At 68.9% G+C, this 16,546-nt stretch carries 16 protein-coding genes and 2 pseudogenes; 13 read left to right on the forward strand and 5 right to left on the reverse strand.

What is annotated here, in order from left to right; genetic code table 11:
- The 5 genes and pseudogenes from ACK59X_RS14070 to ACK59X_RS14090 all read left to right on the forward strand — a co-directional run.
- On the forward strand, window positions 1-1,586 hold a 1,586-nt coding region (locus ACK59X_RS14070), incomplete at its 5' end, for a TonB-dependent receptor (protein ID WP_409957977.1).
- 71 nt (window positions 1,587-1,657) lie between these two features.
- Complete coding sequence (locus ACK59X_RS14075; RefSeq protein WP_409957979.1) at window positions 1,658-2,857, forward strand: PepSY-associated TM helix domain-containing protein; 1,200 nt, start codon at window positions 1,658-1,660, stop codon at window positions 2,855-2,857.
- A 491-nt stretch (window positions 2,858-3,348) separates the two neighbouring features.
- A complete protein-coding gene (locus ACK59X_RS14080; protein ID WP_409957981.1) occupies window positions 3,349-3,897 on the forward strand; it encodes a hypothetical protein in 549 nt (182 codons plus the stop codon).
- 356 nt (window positions 3,898-4,253) lie between these two features.
- A pseudogene (locus ACK59X_RS14085) lies at window positions 4,254-4,424 on the forward strand (TonB-dependent receptor plug domain-containing protein); the annotation flags it as partial.
- Window positions 4,425-4,806: 382 nt separating this feature from the next.
- Entirely contained in the window at window positions 4,807-6,114 is a 1,308-nt protein-coding gene (locus ACK59X_RS14090; protein ID WP_409957983.1) for a TonB-dependent siderophore receptor, read from the forward strand.
- Window positions 6,115-6,126: 12 nt separating this feature from the next.
- Here ACK59X_RS14090 and ACK59X_RS14095 read toward each other — a convergent pair whose 3' ends face one another.
- A complete protein-coding gene (locus ACK59X_RS14095) occupies window positions 6,127-7,740 on the reverse strand; it encodes a tannase/feruloyl esterase family alpha/beta hydrolase (RefSeq protein WP_409957985.1) in 1,614 nt (537 codons plus the stop codon).
- A gap of 135 nt (window positions 7,741-7,875) precedes the next feature.
- Window positions 7,876-8,931, reverse strand: a complete 1,056-nt coding sequence (locus ACK59X_RS14100; protein ID WP_409957987.1) for a response regulator transcription factor — start codon at window positions 8,929-8,931, stop codon at window positions 7,876-7,878.
- A 193-nt stretch (window positions 8,932-9,124) separates the two neighbouring features.
- Here ACK59X_RS14100 and ACK59X_RS14105 point away from each other — a divergent pair, with 193 nt between their 5' ends.
- The 4 genes and pseudogenes from ACK59X_RS14105 (at window position 9,125) to ACK59X_RS14120 (ending at window position 10,947) form a co-directional block, all read left to right on the forward strand.
- A complete protein-coding gene (locus tag ACK59X_RS14105; protein ID WP_409957989.1) occupies window positions 9,125-9,517 on the forward strand; it encodes a hypothetical protein in 393 nt (130 codons plus the stop codon).
- Between the two features lie 63 nt (window positions 9,518-9,580).
- A pseudogene (locus ACK59X_RS14110) lies at window positions 9,581-9,718 on the forward strand (HTH domain-containing protein); the annotation flags it as partial.
- 132 nt (window positions 9,719-9,850) lie between these two features.
- Window positions 9,851-10,513, forward strand: coding sequence for a helix-turn-helix transcriptional regulator (locus tag ACK59X_RS14115; protein ID WP_409957991.1), 663 nt, complete (start codon window positions 9,851-9,853; stop codon window positions 10,511-10,513).
- Between the two features lie 38 nt (window positions 10,514-10,551).
- Window positions 10,552-10,947, forward strand: a complete 396-nt coding sequence (locus ACK59X_RS14120; RefSeq protein ID WP_409957993.1) for a VOC family protein — start codon at window positions 10,552-10,554, stop codon at window positions 10,945-10,947.
- A 34-nt stretch (window positions 10,948-10,981) separates the two neighbouring features.
- On the opposite strand, the gene ACK59X_RS14125 is transcribed toward ACK59X_RS14120, so the two are convergent.
- Window positions 10,982-11,383, reverse strand: coding sequence for a DUF1398 domain-containing protein (locus tag ACK59X_RS14125; protein ID WP_409957995.1), 402 nt, complete (start codon window positions 11,381-11,383; stop codon window positions 10,982-10,984).
- Window positions 11,384-11,411: 28 nt separating this feature from the next.
- Entirely contained in the window at window positions 11,412-11,888 is a 477-nt protein-coding gene (locus tag ACK59X_RS14130) for a MarR family winged helix-turn-helix transcriptional regulator (protein ID WP_409957997.1), read from the reverse strand.
- 89 nt (window positions 11,889-11,977) lie between these two features.
- Here ACK59X_RS14130 and ACK59X_RS14135 point away from each other — a divergent pair, with 89 nt between their 5' ends.
- From ACK59X_RS14135 to ACK59X_RS14150, 4 genes are all read left to right on the forward strand, one after another.
- On the forward strand, window positions 11,978-13,246 hold the full coding sequence (locus ACK59X_RS14135) for a helix-turn-helix domain-containing protein (RefSeq protein ID WP_409957999.1): 1,269 nt from the start codon (window positions 11,978-11,980) through the stop codon (window positions 13,244-13,246).
- Window positions 13,247-13,292: 46 nt separating this feature from the next.
- Entirely contained in the window at window positions 13,293-13,994 is a 702-nt protein-coding gene (locus ACK59X_RS14140; RefSeq protein WP_409958001.1) for a hypothetical protein, read from the forward strand.
- A gap of 238 nt (window positions 13,995-14,232) precedes the next feature.
- A complete protein-coding gene (locus ACK59X_RS14145; protein WP_409958003.1) occupies window positions 14,233-15,045 on the forward strand; it encodes a DUF899 domain-containing protein in 813 nt (270 codons plus the stop codon).
- A 13-nt stretch (window positions 15,046-15,058) separates the two neighbouring features.
- The gene (locus ACK59X_RS14150; protein WP_409958005.1) at window positions 15,059-15,586 is read left to right on the forward strand and encodes a hypothetical protein; all 528 of its coding nucleotides are present in this window, start codon (window positions 15,059-15,061) and stop codon (window positions 15,584-15,586) included.
- Window positions 15,587-15,589: 3 nt separating this feature from the next.
- Here ACK59X_RS14150 and ACK59X_RS14155 read toward each other — a convergent pair whose 3' ends face one another.
- Window positions 15,590-16,510: a LysR substrate-binding domain-containing protein gene (locus ACK59X_RS14155; protein WP_409958007.1), complete on the reverse strand. Its 921-nt coding sequence runs from the start codon at window positions 16,508-16,510 to the stop codon at window positions 15,590-15,592.
- Window positions 16,511-16,546 lie beyond the last annotated feature (36 nt).

A 16,546-nucleotide genomic window follows, 5' to 3' on the forward strand; every position in this document is an offset into this window, starting at 1 on the left:
GCCACGACCGGCGCCAGGTGACGGCCGACATCGGCGGCGCACTCAACGAGCGGGGCACCGTGCTCGGTCGCCTCACCGTGCTCAAGCGCGAGGCCGGTACCCAGTGGGACGCGCTGCGCAACGACCGCACCTACATCGCCCCGGCCATCACCCTGCAGGGCGACCGCACCACGCTCACGCTGCTGGCGCACCACCAGCAGGATGACACGGGCTACATCATTCCCTACTACCGCAATACGCCCGCCGGCCCGGCCAGCGAGACCATCAACGTCAATGGCCCGGGCTCGGGCCACCACAAGGAGGCCTGGTCGCTCGGCTACCTGCTGGAGCATTCGTTCAGCGACAGCCTGAGCCTGCGCCACAACCTGCGCTACCTTGACGGCAGCAACCACCGCCTGGAGATGCGCAACCGCGGTCTCATGGCCGACCAACGCAGCATGGCGCGCCTGGCCATGGTGCGACCCGACGCCGAGAAGACCCTGGTGATCGACACCCATGTAGAGGCGCGCCTCAAAGGCGGCGATGTTTCGCACCAGCTGTTGGCCGGCATCGACTACTACCACTCCAAGCTCGACTGGCGTATCTACTCGCTCAACCGCGCGGTGGCGCCCATCGACCTGGTCAACCCCGTCTACGTGCAGCCCGACTGGGGCAACAACTTCCTGAGCGACCGGGCCCTGGCGCGCAACACCCAGGTGGGCCTGTACCTGCAGGACCAGATCAAGCTGGGTGAGCGCTGGGTTGTGAGCCTGGGCGGCCGCTACGACACGGCCCGCATCGACACCAAGTACGATGCGCGCCTGACCGGCGACACGCCTTTTGCCACCACCCTCGTGGACCGGCGCGACAACGCCTTCACGGGCCGCGTGGGCGCCATCTACCTGGCACCCAACGGCCTGGCGCCCTACGTGAGCTTCAACACCGCCTTCCAGCCGCCGCTGACCACCGTGACGGCCGTGGACGCCAACGGTACACCGTACGAGCCCGAAACCGCCAAACAGGCCGAGGTGGGCCTGCGCTACGCACCGCAGGGCGCCGGCTACACGCTGAGCGCCGCCGTGTTCGACCTGCGCAAGCGCAATGTGCGCACGCCGTCCACCATCAATCCGCGCTTCGACGTGCAGACCGGCGAGGTGCGCAGCCGCGGGCTGGAGCTGCAGGGTACGGGCGAGGTGGGCGGGGGCTTCTCGGTCATCGGCGCCTACACCTACCTCAACGCCAAGGTCACGCGCAGCAACAATGCACTCGAAGTGGGCGAGCGCCCCGGCGCCACGCCCGAGCATGTGGCATCGCTCTGGGGCAAGTACCAGCGCGGCCCGCTGGAGCTGGGCCTGGGCATGCGCCACATCAGCGCCACGGTGGGCGAGCTGCGCGTCGGCACCGGCCCCATTCCCACCAACGACGGCTACACCCTGTTCGACGCCATGGCCGCCTACGACGTAGGCGCCTGGCGCCTGTCGCTCAACGTGACCAACCTCGGCGACAAGCGCTACCGCACGCAGTGCAACACCTTCCGCGGCGGGGCGGAGTTCTGCGCGCTGGGCTTTGGGCGCGAAGTCAAGGTCGCCGCTGCATACCGGTTCTGACGGTTGTGGTGACGGCGCAGCCTTCGCTGTGAAGTACTGCTGCATCATGGGCGTGTGCAGGTAAGCAGGCCGTGCGCAAGCTGTTGGTACTGCTGCACCGCTGGGCCGGCCTGTTCATGGCCGTGTTCCTCGCCGTGGCCGGGCTCACGGGCTCCGTGATCGCGTGGGAGCATGAGCTCGACCGCTGGCTCAACCCGGGCTTCCACTATGCGGTGCCGACGGATGCGCCGCTGCTGCCTGCCACGGAGGTCGCGCGCCGTGTGGAGGCGGCGCACCCCGCCTTGCAGGTCAGCTTCATGCCGCTGGCGGCGGCACCCGGCCAGACCCTGGTGATGATGGTTGTGCCGCGCATGGACCCTGCCACCGGCCGGCCCCATGTGCTGGGCTTCGACCAGATCGCCGTGCACCCCGCCACGGCCGAGGTGCAGGGCACGCGCACCTGGGGCCAGGCCTCGCTGGCGCGACTGGACCTCGTGCCCTTCCTATACAAGCTGCACCACACCCTGTTCCTGCCGCGCGCCTGGGGGGTGGACTGGGCCGTATGGTTCCTGGGCGCGGTGGCCATGCTTTGGGTGGTCGACTGCTTCATCGCACTGTGGCTGGCCTTTCCGCGCTGGCGTGCCTGGCGCAAATCATTGGCCTTCCGCTGGTCGCGCGGCGCGCGCACCGTCAATTTCGACCTGCACCGCTCGGGCGGCGTATGGACCTGGGTGCTCATGCTCGTGCTGGCCGTCACCTCGGTGGCCATGAACCTGCATGACGAGGTCATGGAGCCCGTGGTCAACGTCTTCTCGCGCACCAGCCCGAGCCCCTTCGATGAGCGCCCGCGCCGCTCGCCCGCCGAGCAGGTGGCGCCACCCCTGGTCGGCCGGGCCGACATCGTCGAGCGCGCCCGTGCCGAAGGCCTGCGCCGCGGCTGGCCCGATCCGCCGGGCTTTCTCACCTACCGCCCGGCCTTCGACCTCTATGGCGTGGACTTCTACGTGCCCGGCACCAGCCGCCCCGGCCTGGGCCCGCCGCGCCTGTACTTCGACGGTGCCACCGGCGCCCTGGCCGGCCAGCGTGTGCCGGGCGAGGGCACATCCGGCGATCTGTTCATGCGCCTGCAGTTCCCCCTGCACTCGGGCCGCATCGCGGGCGTGCCGGGGCGCATCCTGGTCACCGTGCTGGGCCTGGCCGTGGCCGTGCTCAGTGTGACCGGGGTGGTGATCTGGTGGGGAAGAAGGACGGCGCGAACGACCTCGACGGCCGGCGCCGTGGCGGCGCGGTGATGGAAGGGAGCAGGCCCTAACCGGCTTCCTGCCCAACTGCTTATAGGCCCAAACTTTGCCCCGGGCGGCTGCCGGGAGGTTGTTATTACAACAGTGCGGCAAAAACGTATCCGTCTGTCAAATTTCTCTTAGCTTATGCGGCATGTTGTTGTAGGCTTTTTCCTACACGGTGGCGGAAAAATGGCTTACAGGCGACTGGTCATTTACCGGTGAGCCTATAGGGCGACAGAGGGGAGAGAGCGTAACGGCGCGCCGCCATCCATGCATGGAAAGGCGCGCGCGGGCACGGCCCGGAGATACGCGCCATTTCCGCGATTCCAATAAAGAGCGGCTGACAAACTCAACCAGGCGTTTCTGCCCAGGCGCTGTGCCGAATGCACCACCGGCAGTGCGGCCAGACGCAGCAAAGAAGCGAAAAGAGTTTGGTGAGCCGCTCCAGACAAAGAGGTGCTGGCAACATGGGTTCAGGCGGGCAGGGGGACGAGAACGCTATGTCGGGGGGGCAGGCCGCCGCCGGCACAGGTGTCGCCGGCACCAGCATTGCGCACCTATTGGCCGAAAGCAGTCCCCAGCATGCGGCGGCGGCCGGCATCGTCATCGCGCGGCTGGATGCACGGGCCGGCATCTGGCAATACTCGGTGGACAACGGTGCCAACTGGCGCGATGTGCGCACCGACCTCATCAACCGGCCCGGCACCATGGGCCTGGCGCTGGACCGTGAGGCGCGTCTGCGGCTGCTGCCTCGCCTCGGCGAGCGGGTGATGCAGATCCACATGGTCGTGCATGTGGTGCACCACAGCCTGCATGCCCGCAACGGCAGCCACAGCGCCTACGTGCCGGACCCCAGCGAGGGTGATTCGAGCGCGGTCAACCTGCTGCTGGACATCAACCACATCAATGGCATGCCGCCCCAGGTGCATGTGCCCCGGCTGCGCAACAAGCGGGCCATGGCCAGTGCGGCAGCACAGGCGAAATCTCAGTCCCGGCCCGGTGAAGCGCCTGATGCAGCGCCCCCCAAGCCGGGCGGCGATGGCAACTGACGGCAGCCCACCGGCTGCCAGGCTCGTTTGCCAGTACAGATGTCCATCTCCATGGGAATGATAAGCATTCATTGTGTTATGGAATGAAATGATGGTCGTTACGGCCCGTGTCGTATTGCCAGCCAGCTTGGCTCTGGCCGTTGTGGACCCGCGCGCAAACCGCAGAGGCCCCCGCCGGTGGCAACACCACCAACCTGCCACCGGTCACCGTGCGTGCCCAGCAGGACCGCACCAGCACCGAAGGCACCGAGCGCTACAACAGCACCCAGGCCACGGTGGGCAAGGCCGCGGCCGAGCTCAAGGAGATTCCCCAGTCCATCAGCGTGGTCACCCAGCAGCGCATGGAAGACCAGAACATGCGCAACGTCGAAGAAGTGCTGGAGCAGACGGTCGGCTACGTCTCCGAGCGTTTCGACAGCGAGTCGGCGTCGTACTCGTCGCGCGGGTTTGCCATCAACAACTACATGATCGACGGTGTGCCTGCCCCCGGCACCGCCGCCGCGTGGGACTCCGTGCTGTTCGACCGCGTGGAACTGCTGCGCGGCCCCTCGGCGCTGTTCAGCGGCGTCTCCAGCTCGGGCGGCGCCGTCAACCTGGTGCGCAAGCGCCCGCAGGACACTTTCCAGGCGCGCGGGGCGGTGCAGCTGGGCTCGTGGTCCACCAAGCGGGCCGAGGTCGACGTGACCGGCCCGCTCAACCAGTCCGGCACCATCCTGGGCCGCCTGTCGGCGGCCAAGCAGGAGGGCGGCACCTACCAGAGCGGCGCCCAGCGCGACCGCCATGCGATTGCCGGCGCGCTCGACTGCAAGCTCGCGCCCACCGCCAGCCTGCAGGTCGGCGCGCATGCGCAAATGGTCGATGGCTGGCTCACCGTCGGTCTGCCTTCGTACACCACCGGCGCGCTGCGACGTGACCCGCTCCACCTGGCTGGGTGCGGACTGGAACCGCTCGGAGCAGGACGAGAAATACCTCTACGCCGAGCTGACCCACCGCTTCAACGACGACTGGCGCGCCAAGCTCCACTGGAGCGGCTACCGCAACGACCAGGCCACCAACCACCTGTACCTGCCCAATGGCCAGGTCACGCCCACCAACGGCCGCGCCAGCCTGATGCTGTGGTTCAACCAGACCCGCATCGAGCAGAACGCGCTGGACGCCAACCTCACCGGCAGCTTCAACGCCCTGGGCCGCAAGCACGACGTGGTGGTCGGTGTCGACTGGCGCCGCAACACCAGCGCCGCCACCTCGGGCCGCTATGCCAACTACTACGTGCAGGACGTGTACGCGCCCGACCACTCCGCCGTGCCGTGCCCGGATCGCCCGGCCACGGCGCGCTCGCAGTCCGAAACCTCGCAGTACGGCCTGTACGGCCAGACGCGCCTGCGCATCACCGACCCGCTCACCGTGGTGCTGGGCGCCCGCGTGAGCTGGTACGACACACAAAGCCGCAACCTGCTGCCCACCACCGGCGCCTGGACCACCAACCAGGTGGACCAGAAGCACCGCCCCTATGCGGGCCTGACCTACGCTTTCACGCCCCAGGTCTCGGGCTCTGTGAGCTACAGCGACGCCTTCACGCCGCAGACGCAGCTGGCCTTTGGCGGCGGTGTGATCGACCCCATCGTCGGCAAGCAGCTTGAAGTCTGCGTCAAGGGCGAGTTCTTCGACCGGGCGCTGACCACCAACGCCGCCGTCTACCGCATCCGCGAGGTCAACCGTGCCCAGGCCGATCCGGTCAACACCGGCTTCTCCATCGCCCAGGGCGAGGTGGAGAGCAAGGGCGTGGAGCTCGAAGTCTCGGGCCGCCTCACCAAGCAGTGGAACCTGTACGCCAGCTATGCCTACAACGAGAACCGCTACGTGCGCGACGCATCGAGCGGCGGCCTGCCGCTCAACGCGCTCACGCCGCACCACAGCGTCAAGCTGTGGTCGCAGTACCGCTTCAACAACGGCCTGCTCGATGGGCTGAGCGTCGGCGCGGGCGTCAATGCCTACAGCAGCGCCAGCTGCGGCAACGCCACCACCAACACGCACCGCCCCGGCTTCGGCATTGTCAACCTGGCCGTCAGCTACCGCATCGACCCGCACTGGACCGTGGCGCTCAACGTCAACAACCTGACCGACAAGGTCTACTGGCAGCGCGTGTACACCACGGGCCGCAGCAACTTCTTCGGTGAGCCACGCAATGCCAGCGTGACGCTGCGGGCGAGCTACTGACCGCCGCCGGTATCACACGGCAGAGCAGCTGAAGCTCTCCGCTTTGGCAGGGTCGCCCTTGCCGTCGTAGCGCGGGAACTTCGGGTACTCGCACACCGGCCGCTGCAGCACCGGGGTCTGCTTGCCGGCGCGCGGGTCGGCGGGTTCGTAGCGGGTGGCCACCAGGCGGTCGGGCGCGGTGCCGCGCTCCACCCAGGCGTCCATGGCGGCCAGCAGGTCGATGCTCACCGGGTCGGTGCCCGGGCCATCGAGGTTGTGGCCGATGGAGGGCGAGGTCAGCATGCGCGCAAAGCCTTGCACCTTGCTGGCACCCATGCGCTGGCGCACGCTGTCCAGGTACTCGGCCGTGCGGTACACCGACACGCAGGCATCGCCCATGCCGTACCAGATGAGCAGCTTGCCGCCGTTGTCGGCAAAGGCCGAGAGGTCGGGGTTGGTCGCATCGATCTGGTGGGCCAGGCGCAGGTACTGGGCCTGGTACCGCGTGGGATCGTGGGCCAGCAGGTCGGCGCTCGGGTTGCCTTCGACCAGGCGCGCGGCAGCCAGCGCGGCCATGTAGTTGAACGAGTCGCGCGCCGCGAAGCTGGGGCCGAACACATAGGCCTCCCAGTCGGACGTGGCCGCGCCGCCGCGGCCAAAGCCCGGGTAGCCGCGCGCGCCCTGCGACAGGGTCACGGGCACGTCCTTGTTCGCGTAGATCAGGCGCACCGATTCGATCTGCCCGGCGGTCAGGCAGCTGTCGTTGTCGCCCCCTTTGCACAGCAGCTCGGTCGGCACATAGTTGCAGGCGGCCACGTTGCCGATGATGCCGTCCGCCAGGCCGTCCAGTGCGTCGCAGGCCGCAGTCTCGGCCTTGGCGTACAAGGCGATCTTGGCCGGGCTCAGCCAGTTCTCGGGTTTCGAGAACACATGGCGCAGCAGCGTGGGCCCCAGGTTGGTCTGGTGCGCTTGCTGGCTGATGGCCGGCTCCATGGCCACCACGCCGTCATAGTCCTTGGGGTAGTTCTGCGTGGCGGCCAGGGCCGAGCGCCCGCCGTTGGAATGGCCGATGTGGTAGCGGCGCGTGGGCCGCTTGCCGTAGAAGTCGGCGGCAATGGCCGTGCCCACCTCCAGCACGAAGTGGTTGGCGTCGAAGGCATGGTTGCGCAGCGCCACGTCGCTGGCGCCCCAGGCAAAGCCCGGTGCCAGGTGGCCCGAGTCGGAACTCATCTTCACGTAGCTGTGGGCCGATGCGCCGATGATGTGCTGGTACCACGGGTCGTCGGTGGGGATGAAGCCGTCGAACGCGCCGCCGCCCACCGTCAGCGTCTTGCCGTTCCACACCGTGCCTGCGGGCAGCTCCACCGCCCAGTGGATGGTGGATTGGGGCGAGGAGACGATCTCGCCGCGCACGATGCACACCTCGGGCAGCAGGCCCTCGGCCGCGCGCAGCTCCGTGCGGGTGATAGTGGCGCCATGGGGCAGGGTGGCCGTGCGGTAGCCAGGGCAGGCCTGGGCCAGTGGCTGACTGGCGGCGGGCTCCTTGTCGCTGCCGCCGCAGGCGGTGAGGGCCAGTGCGGCCAGGGTGGCCACGAGCAGCGCAGGGCGGCCGCTGGCCATGCCGGCGGTCGGTGAGTTTGAAAACATGGAAAGCGTCTCCTGTTGTTGCTTGGGTCTTGCGAAGCCTTTTGGCTCCGGGCGCAACAATAGGGACGGGTCCGTGTTTTGACGCCTCTGCAAATGCAGAGGGACAGGGAAAACACCCAGCCAGAGCCGTCCAGGCTACTGCCGGCGCAGTGCGGCCACCAGCTCCACCTTGTTCCTCACCCCCAGCTGCGCATAGGCGCTGCGCAGGTAGGTGCGCACCGTGGCTGGCGTCAGACCCAGCGTGGCGGCAATGTCCTTGTACGACTGGCCGTGTGCGTACAGCGTGGCCGCGCTCAGCTCGCGCGGGGCCAGCGGCGGCTTGCTGTTGTGCGGTGCGGGGATGCTGATCGCCAGCAGTGGCCCACACGCTTCCAGCCGCAGCCGGCAGGCGCGGCCCAGCACCAGGCTGCCCGGCAGCTTGGCGGGCAGGGCGCCGATCAGCGCGGCAGGCAGGGCGGTGCCCGACCAGTCCGGGTACGCGGCCTGCAGCGCCCGCCCCACGCGCAGGCCCACGAAGAGCAGTTGGCCGGCGCCATCGGCCAGCGCATAGCTGTCCCACGGGCTGTTGCCTGCGGGCGCCGTCTGCAACTGCTCCAGCCGGTGCTGCCAGTGGCCCAGCAGGTGGGGCACGAACTCGCCGAACAGCGCCGCCTCCTGGTCCGTGAAGTTGGGCCGGCTCGGGCCCCGGTACAGGCTCACAAAGAACATCAGCCCGCTGCGCGGCATCGCCACCGTGGTCGCCATGCAGTGGTACAGGCCGTGGCGTCGGCAGAAGGCATCGATATCGGGCGGTATCGCCATGCCCGGCAGGGCAGGCAGGTCATCGGCGCTCTCGCGCACCACCACGCCCAGTTGGTCCATGGACTGCTGCGCGAAGACATCGGCCATGGCCAGGGCATTCCACTCCGCCGCAAAGTTTTTGGCCAGGCCGATGCTGCCGTGCAGCCAGTTGCGCGGCGGCGCATCGCCCTGGCTGGCCGACACCTCGCCCCACCAGGCGGTGTCGAAGTCCACCAGCGTGCTGCGCATCATTTCAAGCGCCTGCAGCAGCATGGCCTCTGGCGGTGCGGCGCGGGCCAGCGCGGCCAACTGCAGCAGGCTGGCGCTCAGCGCGCGCAGGGGCGCAAAGGCCGGCGCGGCAGCTACGGCGCTGCCCGCAACCTGGGTTGTCGTGGTGGGGTGGGCCGGCATGGTGGCGCCTGTCTCCTGGGTTGTCGTTGCGTTCGCTTGATCGGCTCTTTGGCAGGCCGCATGGTACGCAGATTCGCCCCGCAGAGGTCGAGGGGCACGGCCAGAATCCGGTTTGCGGGGTCATGCCCTGGTGGTAGGCTGGCCCAGTCATCGGACTGGTGCCTGGCCCGTCCTATTGCCAATCAGTTCGCCCATGGAACCCGACATCCACTTCCACACCCGGCTCTTCGACGTCTCGCTGGAGCCCGAGAACCCCATCAACCCCATGCGGGGCCATTCGCTGCTCGAATGGCTGCGGGAGCGCGTGCCGGCCCAGCTCGACATGACCGACCCCGACGCCGAAGACTGGGGGTGGTACGCGCACGTGAACTGGGAGGGCCGCACTTACATGGTCGGCGCCGCCGCCAACGAGAGCGAGGACGGCAACCATGAATGGGTGCTGTCGCTGACCAAGCACCGCTCGCTCAAGGAGCGGGTGCTGGGCAAGGCGAGGATGCTGGGCGATGATCCGTGCCTGGTGTTCTTCCGAAGGCTCATCGCGGGGGAGCCGGATTTTCAGCAGGTGTCTTTGCAGGGGCTCAGCTGAGGCCACGCGCCTGAAGCTGTATCCCCGCTCTGCTGGGCCCGCCGGGCTGGCTACCATCGGCCCATGTCCCGCTCCGAACGCCTTCTCGCCCTGCTGCAGGTCCTGCGCCGCCACAGCCGCCCCATGAGCGGCCAGGCGCTGGCCGCGGCCCTGGACATCAGCCTGCGCACGCTGTACCGCGACATCGCCACCCTGCAGGCTTAGTCCACTGAAGCTGAGAAATCGGCTGTGCGTGAGGGCCTGGCAGGGCCGCAATCTAGGCGGCGGGCGCAGCCGGGTAGGACACCCGGCGAGCCCGGCAACGACGAGTGCGGCCCTGCCAGGCCCTCACCCTTGGCTGCAGCCCGCGCCTTGCGCTGCATCCCGCTGCCACCCCGGCGCACAGCCGATTTCTCAGTTTCAGTGGACTATGGCGCCATGATCGAGGGCGCGCCGGGCGTGGGCTATGTGATGCAGCCCGGCTACATGCTGCCACCGCTGATGTTCACGCCCGAAGAGATCGAGGCCCTGGCCCTGGGCCTGCGCTGGGTGGCCGACCGGGGCGACGTGGGCCTGGCCGGTGGCGCCCGCGATGCCGTGGCCAAGATCGGTGCCGTGCTGCCCGCCCCCTTGCGCCGGGAGTTGGAAGCCTCTGCCGTGCTGGTGGGCGCACGCACCAAGCCTGCGCCCGCCACGGCAGTCGCGCAGGACCGCCTGCGTGCCGCCATCCGGGCCGAGCACAAGCTGCGCATCGTGTACCGCAACCCGCAGGGTGCCCAGTCAGAGCGCGTGACCTGGCCGTTCGCGCTGGTGTACTTCGAGGAGTCGCGTGTTCTGTCGGCCTGGTGCGAGCTGCGCGGCGATTTCCGCAACTTCCGCTGTGATCGGATCGCAGAGGCCGAGATGCTCGACGCACGCTATCCCCAGCGCCGCCAGGCATTGCTCAAGACCTGGCACCAGCGTATACGCGACAGCGGCCGAACGATACTGCCAGAATTTGGCAGCATGTCCCCATAACCTCGCTCCTTTCTTTTCCAACCCAGGAGCTTGTTGTCATGAAGTTTGCATCCGTCCGCCTCGTCACCCAGCAGTTCGAAGCGCTGCTCTCTTTCTATTCCCTGCTGTCTGGCACCGCCGCCACCCGCCTGGCCGATGGCTTTGCCGAGGTGCGCCTGGAAGGCGTCACGCTGGCCATCTCCGAAGAGCGGCTCGTAAAGCTGTTCAACCAGGGCGCCGCCACGGCAGCGTCGAACCGCTCTGCGATCCTGGAGTTCGAGGTGGCCGATGTGGATGGCACCCTGGCGCGCATGCGCGACGAGGGCCGCGCCGAGGTCGTCATGCCCGCCACGGTGATGCCCTGGGGCAACCGTTCGGCGCTGCTGCGCGATCCTGATGGCAGCCTGGTGAATGTGTTTTCCAGGCCTGTGGCACCCCCTGCACAGGCTGCGTGACCACCTTGCGGGCGGGTGAGCGGGCTGGTTCCGCTCAGGGAGTGTCCGGGAACCGCTCCACATGCACCTCGCCCCTGCGGCCGAAGTAGCTCACATGCCGCCCGGCGATCCACACCATGTAACCCACGCAGCCGGCTGCACGAGAGAGCTTCAGGAACTCGGGGTACATCACCTCGCCCCGCTGCGCACCGCGGATGGCTGCTTGCACCTGGGCCGCGCCAAAGTCCTGAGCGATAGGCGTGGCGGGCGGTTGCAGGGGGACCTGATGGGTTTCCCCGCTGGGCAGGTAGTAGGTGGTGGCATTGCTGCGGTAGTCAGCGAAATAGGCTTCCACGCCGGCCTCGATGAGGGCCTGCACGATGGCGCCGAAATGGGCCGTGCCGTCCTTGGAGGCCTGGGCGCAGCGTTCGATGGTGGCGATGGTGGTTTCGTTCATGGGCATGGTTTCGTGATGGGGTTTGGGATCAGCTGCGCGGCACTTCCTGCCACTGGTGCCGGCGCACCATCTCCTGCAGCAGGCGCGCCAGGCGCTGGCGTTCGGCCGCCGACAGGTGGCCGAAGAACTTCTCGTCGTTGGCATCGGCCTTGGCGGCCAGCTCTGGCACCAGGGCGCGGCCGGCGGGTGTGAGCGACAGGGTGTGGCTGCGCGCGTCCGTCGGCGCGCCCGCGCGTGCAACCAGGCCCTTGGCCTCCAGCCGGGCCACGACCTTGGAGACGGCACCCTTGGTCATCCCCAGGGCCTGTGTCAGCGTGGCATGCGTGGCGGTGCTTTCCTCGCTACCCTCTGCGTCGAACAGCGTGCGCAGCGCCACCCAGTCGGTGACGGACACGCCCGAGGCCTCCACCGCCTGCTGGAACTCGGCCGACACCTGGTTGGAGACAAAGCGCATCCAGTAGCCCAGATGGGCGTCGAGGGGGCTGGGCTGCCTGGTGTTTTTCATATGTTGTTTCTTTGGAAACTATCTGGATTGGCAGTGTAGTTTCCTTGGAAACTTATTGCAAGTCCGGGTCTCGTGTAGCCTGCCATCCCATGGATTCCCTCATCACCGCCGCCGCCCGTGCGCTTGCATCAGGCGATGCGCTGGGCGCGCTGCAGCGCGTGGCCCTGCGCGACGATCCGCCTGCGCTGGCGCTGCGCGGCATTGCCATGGCGCAACTGGGCGAGCACCCCCGGGCGCGCGAGCTGCTACGCCGCGCCGCCAAGGGGTTTGGCGCGCACGAGGAGCTGGCCCGCGCCCGCTGCGTGGTAGCCGAGGCCGAGGTCGCCCTGGCCCAGCGCGACCTGAATGGCCCGCCGCACGCGCTGGTAGCTGCCGCTGATGCATTGTCCGAGCGGGGCGACCGCGCCAACGCGCTGCAGGCCCGGCTCATCGCCGCACGCCAGTGGCTGCTGATGGGCCGGCTCGGGGAGGCCGGCGCAGTGCTCGCACCCGTCAACGTGGAGGAAGAGGGCATGCCACCCGCGCTGGCTGCCGTGGCGGGCCTCACCCTGGCCGAGTTGGCACAGCGCTCTTTGCGCGTGGATGCCGCACGACAGGCATTGCTCGGAGCGCGACGGGCCGCAGCGCGCGCCCGTGTGCCTGCGCTGGCGGCCGAGGTCGCCGAGGCCCTGGCCGCATTGCAGCGCCCTGCGGCACGGCGCCTGCTGCCGGGCGATGGCAGGCCCGCGCGAGAGCAGCTGCTGCGCCTGGACGAAGTGGCCGCGCTGCTGGCCTCGGACATGCTGGTGCTCGATGCCTGCCGGCACCGGCTGGGCTCGGGGGCGGTGGGAGAGGGGAGCGATGCGGCCCCCGCCTGGCTGTCGCTTGCGCGCCGCCCCATCCTGTTTGCGCTGGCCCGTGCCCTCGCCAAGTCCTGGCCCGGTGACGCCGAGCGCGATGCGTTGATCGCCACCACCTTTCGCACCCACCAGCCCGACGAGACCCACCGCGCCCGCCTGCGCGTGGAGCTGGGCCGTCTGCGTGCGCTGATGAAGCCGTGGGCGCGCATCGAGGCCACGGCACGCGGCTTTGTGCTGCGCCCGCTGGCCGGGCGCGCGGTGGCCGTGCTGGCCCCGCCCATCGATGGCGAGCAGGCCTCGCTGCAGGCCCTGCTGGCCGATGGCGCCGCATGGTCCACCTCGGCCCTGGCCCTGGCGCTGGGCGACAGCCAGCGCACGGTGCAGCGCGCGCTGGCCGAGCTGCAGCAGCAAGGCCGCGTGCGCTCCATCGGTCAGGGCCGCACGCAGCGCTGGCTGGCCCCGCCCCTGGCCGGATTCACGACAATCTTGTTACTCCCCGCTGCGCTGCCGATTGACTAGAGTGGACCCATGCCTTTCCACAAGGCACCCACCAAAGGAGTCCTTCATGTCCTGCAACACCGACTGCCATCCCGGCAGCACCACCCCACTGGCACCGGCCGGCGTTCCGACGCGCTTCGCCGAGATCGTGCGCGAGTACGGCCCCTTCAACGGATCGGAGCGCGTGCACGGCGTCACGCACGACGGCCAGCGCGTCTGGGCTGCCACCGATGCCGGCCTGGTCGCCTTCGACCCCGCCAACGGCGCCACCGAGCGCATGCTGAACCTGCCCTGCGATGCAGGAACGGCATTCGACGGCACGCACCTGTACCAGATCGCCGAGTCGCGCATCGACAAGATCGACCCGGCCACGGGCGCCGTGGTGGCCTCCATCCCCGCGCCCGGCAAGGGCGCCGACTCGGGCCTCACCTGGGCCGAGGGCAGTCTGTGGGTGGGCCAGTACCGCGACCGCAAGATCCACCAGATCGACCCCGCCACCGGCGCCATCCGCCGCACCATCGAATCCAACGCCTTCGTGACCGGCGTGACCTGGGTCGATGGCGAGCTGTGGCACGGCACCTGGGAGGGCGATGCCAGCGACATCCGCCGCATCGACCCGCAAAGCGGCGCCGTCATCGAGCGCCTGCAGATGCCCGCCGGCACAGGCGTGAGCGGGCTCGAATCCGATGGCGCCGACCTGTTCTATGCCGGTGGCGGCGGAGCCGGCAAGGTGCGCGCCGTGCGCCGGCCCAAGGCCAGCAGCAACTGAAAAAGCCCTTGTGGCGTCGTTGCTGCGTCTTGCCGTACTGAACGTACTGTCTGCGACGCAGCGCCTGGCCACAACCGCTTCGCTGGGCTTTTTCAGCCACTCCTGACCTTGGGCGCGAGGTGGGCATTCACCACCCGCGAACCACCACTCCCAATCCACACCATGCGCAGCAGCCGAACCACGACCGACGGAGCCGCTGCATGGGCGCCTCAGCCTCAACTACCCAAAGGAGCACCGCATGACCGCTACGCACCACCACCCCATCGTTCCACGCAGCCAATGGCTGGCCGCGCGCCAGGCCCTGCTGGCGCGCGAAAAGGAACTCTCGCGCCAGCAGGACCAACTGGCCGCCGAGCGCCGCGCGCTGCCCTGGGTGCGGGTGGACAAGCCCTACACCTTCGACACCACCGCCGGCCCGCGCACCCTGGCCCAGCTGTTCGACGGCCGGCGCCAGTTGCTGGTTCAGCACTTCATGTTCGGCCCCGGGTGGGAGCAGGGCTGCCCCAGCTGTTCCTACATGGCCGACCACATCGACGGCATGAACATCCACCTGGCGAATCGCGACATCACCCTGGTGGTGGTGTCCCGCGCGCCACTCGATCAGATCGAGCGCTTTCGCCAGCGCATGGGCTGGCGCTTCCAGTGGGTGTCGTCTCTCGGCAGCGACTTCAACCACGACTATGGCGTGAGCTTCACCACCGAGCAGGTGGCGCGTGGCGAGGTGCCCTACAACTACACGGTGCAGCGCTTTCCGGCCGAAGAGGCGCCGGGCATCAGCGTGTTCCACAAGGAGCCGGGCGAGGTGAGCGAGGTGTTCCACACCTACTCCACCTACGGCCGCGGGGTGGAGGTGATGATGGGCACCTATCCCCTGATCGACCTGACCCCCGTGGGCCGCAACGAGCCCAACCCCGAGTACACCATGGACTGGGTGCGCCACCACGACCGCTACGAAGGCGCGGCACCCTTCCAGCCCGCGCCATCGCCGCTGGTGGCACCCGCACAGGCTTCGGGAGCCACGGCGGGCGGCTGCTGCCACGCCAAGGCCTGACGGCGGCGTCGCCATGGACGCACTGTGGCCCTGGCTTGCCATGGCGGGCATGGGCGCCCTGCATGGGTGCCTCGCCGCCACGCGCGGGGTGCATGCCCATGCCTTGCAGATGCTGCTGCCCCTGGCGGCCGGGCATGCGGCCGCCGTGGCCTGGATGCTGGCAGGCGCGCTGGGCGGGCTGGCGCTGCCGCATGCCCTGGCCTGGGCGCTGTGCCTTGCCTTCATCGGGCTGGCGGCACGGCCATGGTGGCGACGGCATGCCAGCCTGGCGCTGGGCTGCTTTCTCGTCTCGCTCCTGCACGGTGCGGGGCTCGTGCTGGTACCCGCGCTGGCGCCCTTGTGCCTGAGCGGCCCGGTACCGGGGCAGGGTGCTGCGTTGTCGGCCAGCCCCGTGCTGCTGGATGTGCTGGCTGCGATGGCTGCGCACCTGGCAGCCATGCTGGCGGTGGCGACGGCGGCTGGCACCGTGGCGGGCCTGGCCCGCCGGGGCGCGAGAGTCCGTGTGCGCACGATCTGCAGCGAGACCATGCACGGGCGCTGAGGGTCAGTGACCGCGCTCTGCGGCCCACAGCGCCTCGGGCGCCCGCATCGCCTCCGCCAGGTAGCCCACCATCGAGGCGATGCGGCCCGACACGGCCGACTGCTTGTAGTACACGGCGTTCACCGGCTTGGTCTTGAGAATGGTCACCTGGGGCAGCACCTGCACCAGCCGGCCCTCGGCAATGTCTTGCGCGGTCATGAAGTCCGACAGGCAGGCGATGCCCATGCCGTTGATGGCCAGTTCTCGGATCGTCTCGCCATTGCACGCCATCAGCGTCGGATCGATGTGCAAGGGCTCGCCGTTGCCGGCCAGCACGGGCCAGACGTTCAGGGTCTCGGGCTGGGTGAAGCCGATGGTCTCGTGCCGGCGCAGGGCCTCGGCGTCCTCGGGCACCCCCTGGCGGGTGAGGTAGCGCGGGCTGGCCACCAGGCGCACACGGGTGTGCCCCAGCAGCCGGCTGTGCAGGGTGGAATCCTTGAGCTCACCGATGCGGATGGCCAGGTCCACCCGGCGCTCCAGCAGGTCGATGAAGCCCTCGTTGCTGTGCAGCACCAGTTCCACCTCGGGGTGCTGCGCGCGGTAGCCCGGCATCAGCGGCGCCAGCACATGCAGCATGAAGGGCGAGGCCGCGTCCACATGCAAGGGGCCGGACGCGCGGCCGCGCCGCTCCATGAGCCGGTCTTCGGCGATGCGCACCGATTCCAGGATGCGCCGGGCGTCCTTGGCATAACCACAGCCCTCGTCCGTGAGGTGCAGGCGGCGCGTCGTGCGCTGCAGCAGGGTGGTCTGCAGCTTGTCTTCCAGCCGGGCCAGCAGCCGGCTGGTGGTGGACACCGGCTGGCCCAGGTGCTCGGCGGCTGAGGTCAGCGACCCCGTGTCCACCACCGCGAGGAACACCTCCACCTCTTCGAGCGTTGCCTTCATATTCCTGAAATTGCGAAAAGTATTTTCTTGATTATC

It is taken from the genome of Acidovorax sp. (assembly GCF_046339755.1).
In the GTDB taxonomy this organism is placed as follows: Bacteria; Pseudomonadota; Gammaproteobacteria; order Burkholderiales; family Burkholderiaceae_C; genus Acidovorax.

What these genes read in the sequence shown, in the direction of transcription:
- ACK59X_RS14080 (WP_409957981.1), top strand. Translation starts at nt 3,349, where the DNA reads ATGTCGGGGGGGCAGGCCGCCGCCGGCACAGGTGTCGCCGGCACCAGC.
- ACK59X_RS14095 (WP_409957985.1), bottom strand. Translation starts at nt 7,740, where the DNA reads ATGTTTTCAAACTCACCGACCGCCGGCATGGCCAGCGGCCGCCCTGCG.
- ACK59X_RS14100 (WP_409957987.1), bottom strand. Translation starts at nt 8,931, where the DNA reads ATGCCGGCCCACCCCACCACGACAACCCAGGTTGCGGGCAGCGCCGTA.
- ACK59X_RS14105 (WP_409957989.1), top strand. Translation starts at nt 9,125, where the DNA reads ATGGAACCCGACATCCACTTCCACACCCGGCTCTTCGACGTCTCGCTG.
- ACK59X_RS14120 (WP_409957993.1), top strand. Translation starts at nt 10,552, where the DNA reads ATGAAGTTTGCATCCGTCCGCCTCGTCACCCAGCAGTTCGAAGCGCTG.
- ACK59X_RS14125 (WP_409957995.1), bottom strand. Translation starts at nt 11,383, where the DNA reads ATGAACGAAACCACCATCGCCACCATCGAACGCTGCGCCCAGGCCTCC.
- ACK59X_RS14130 (WP_409957997.1), bottom strand. Translation starts at nt 11,888, where the DNA reads ATGAAAAACACCAGGCAGCCCAGCCCCCTCGACGCCCATCTGGGCTAC.
- ACK59X_RS14135 (WP_409957999.1), top strand. Translation starts at nt 11,978, where the DNA reads ATGGATTCCCTCATCACCGCCGCCGCCCGTGCGCTTGCATCAGGCGAT.
- ACK59X_RS14140 (WP_409958001.1), top strand. Translation starts at nt 13,293, where the DNA reads ATGTCCTGCAACACCGACTGCCATCCCGGCAGCACCACCCCACTGGCA.
- ACK59X_RS14145 (WP_409958003.1), top strand. Translation starts at nt 14,233, where the DNA reads ATGACCGCTACGCACCACCACCCCATCGTTCCACGCAGCCAATGGCTG.
- ACK59X_RS14150 (WP_409958005.1), top strand. Translation starts at nt 15,059, where the DNA reads ATGGACGCACTGTGGCCCTGGCTTGCCATGGCGGGCATGGGCGCCCTG.
- ACK59X_RS14155 (WP_409958007.1), bottom strand. Translation starts at nt 16,510, where the DNA reads ATGAAGGCAACGCTCGAAGAGGTGGAGGTGTTCCTCGCGGTGGTGGAC.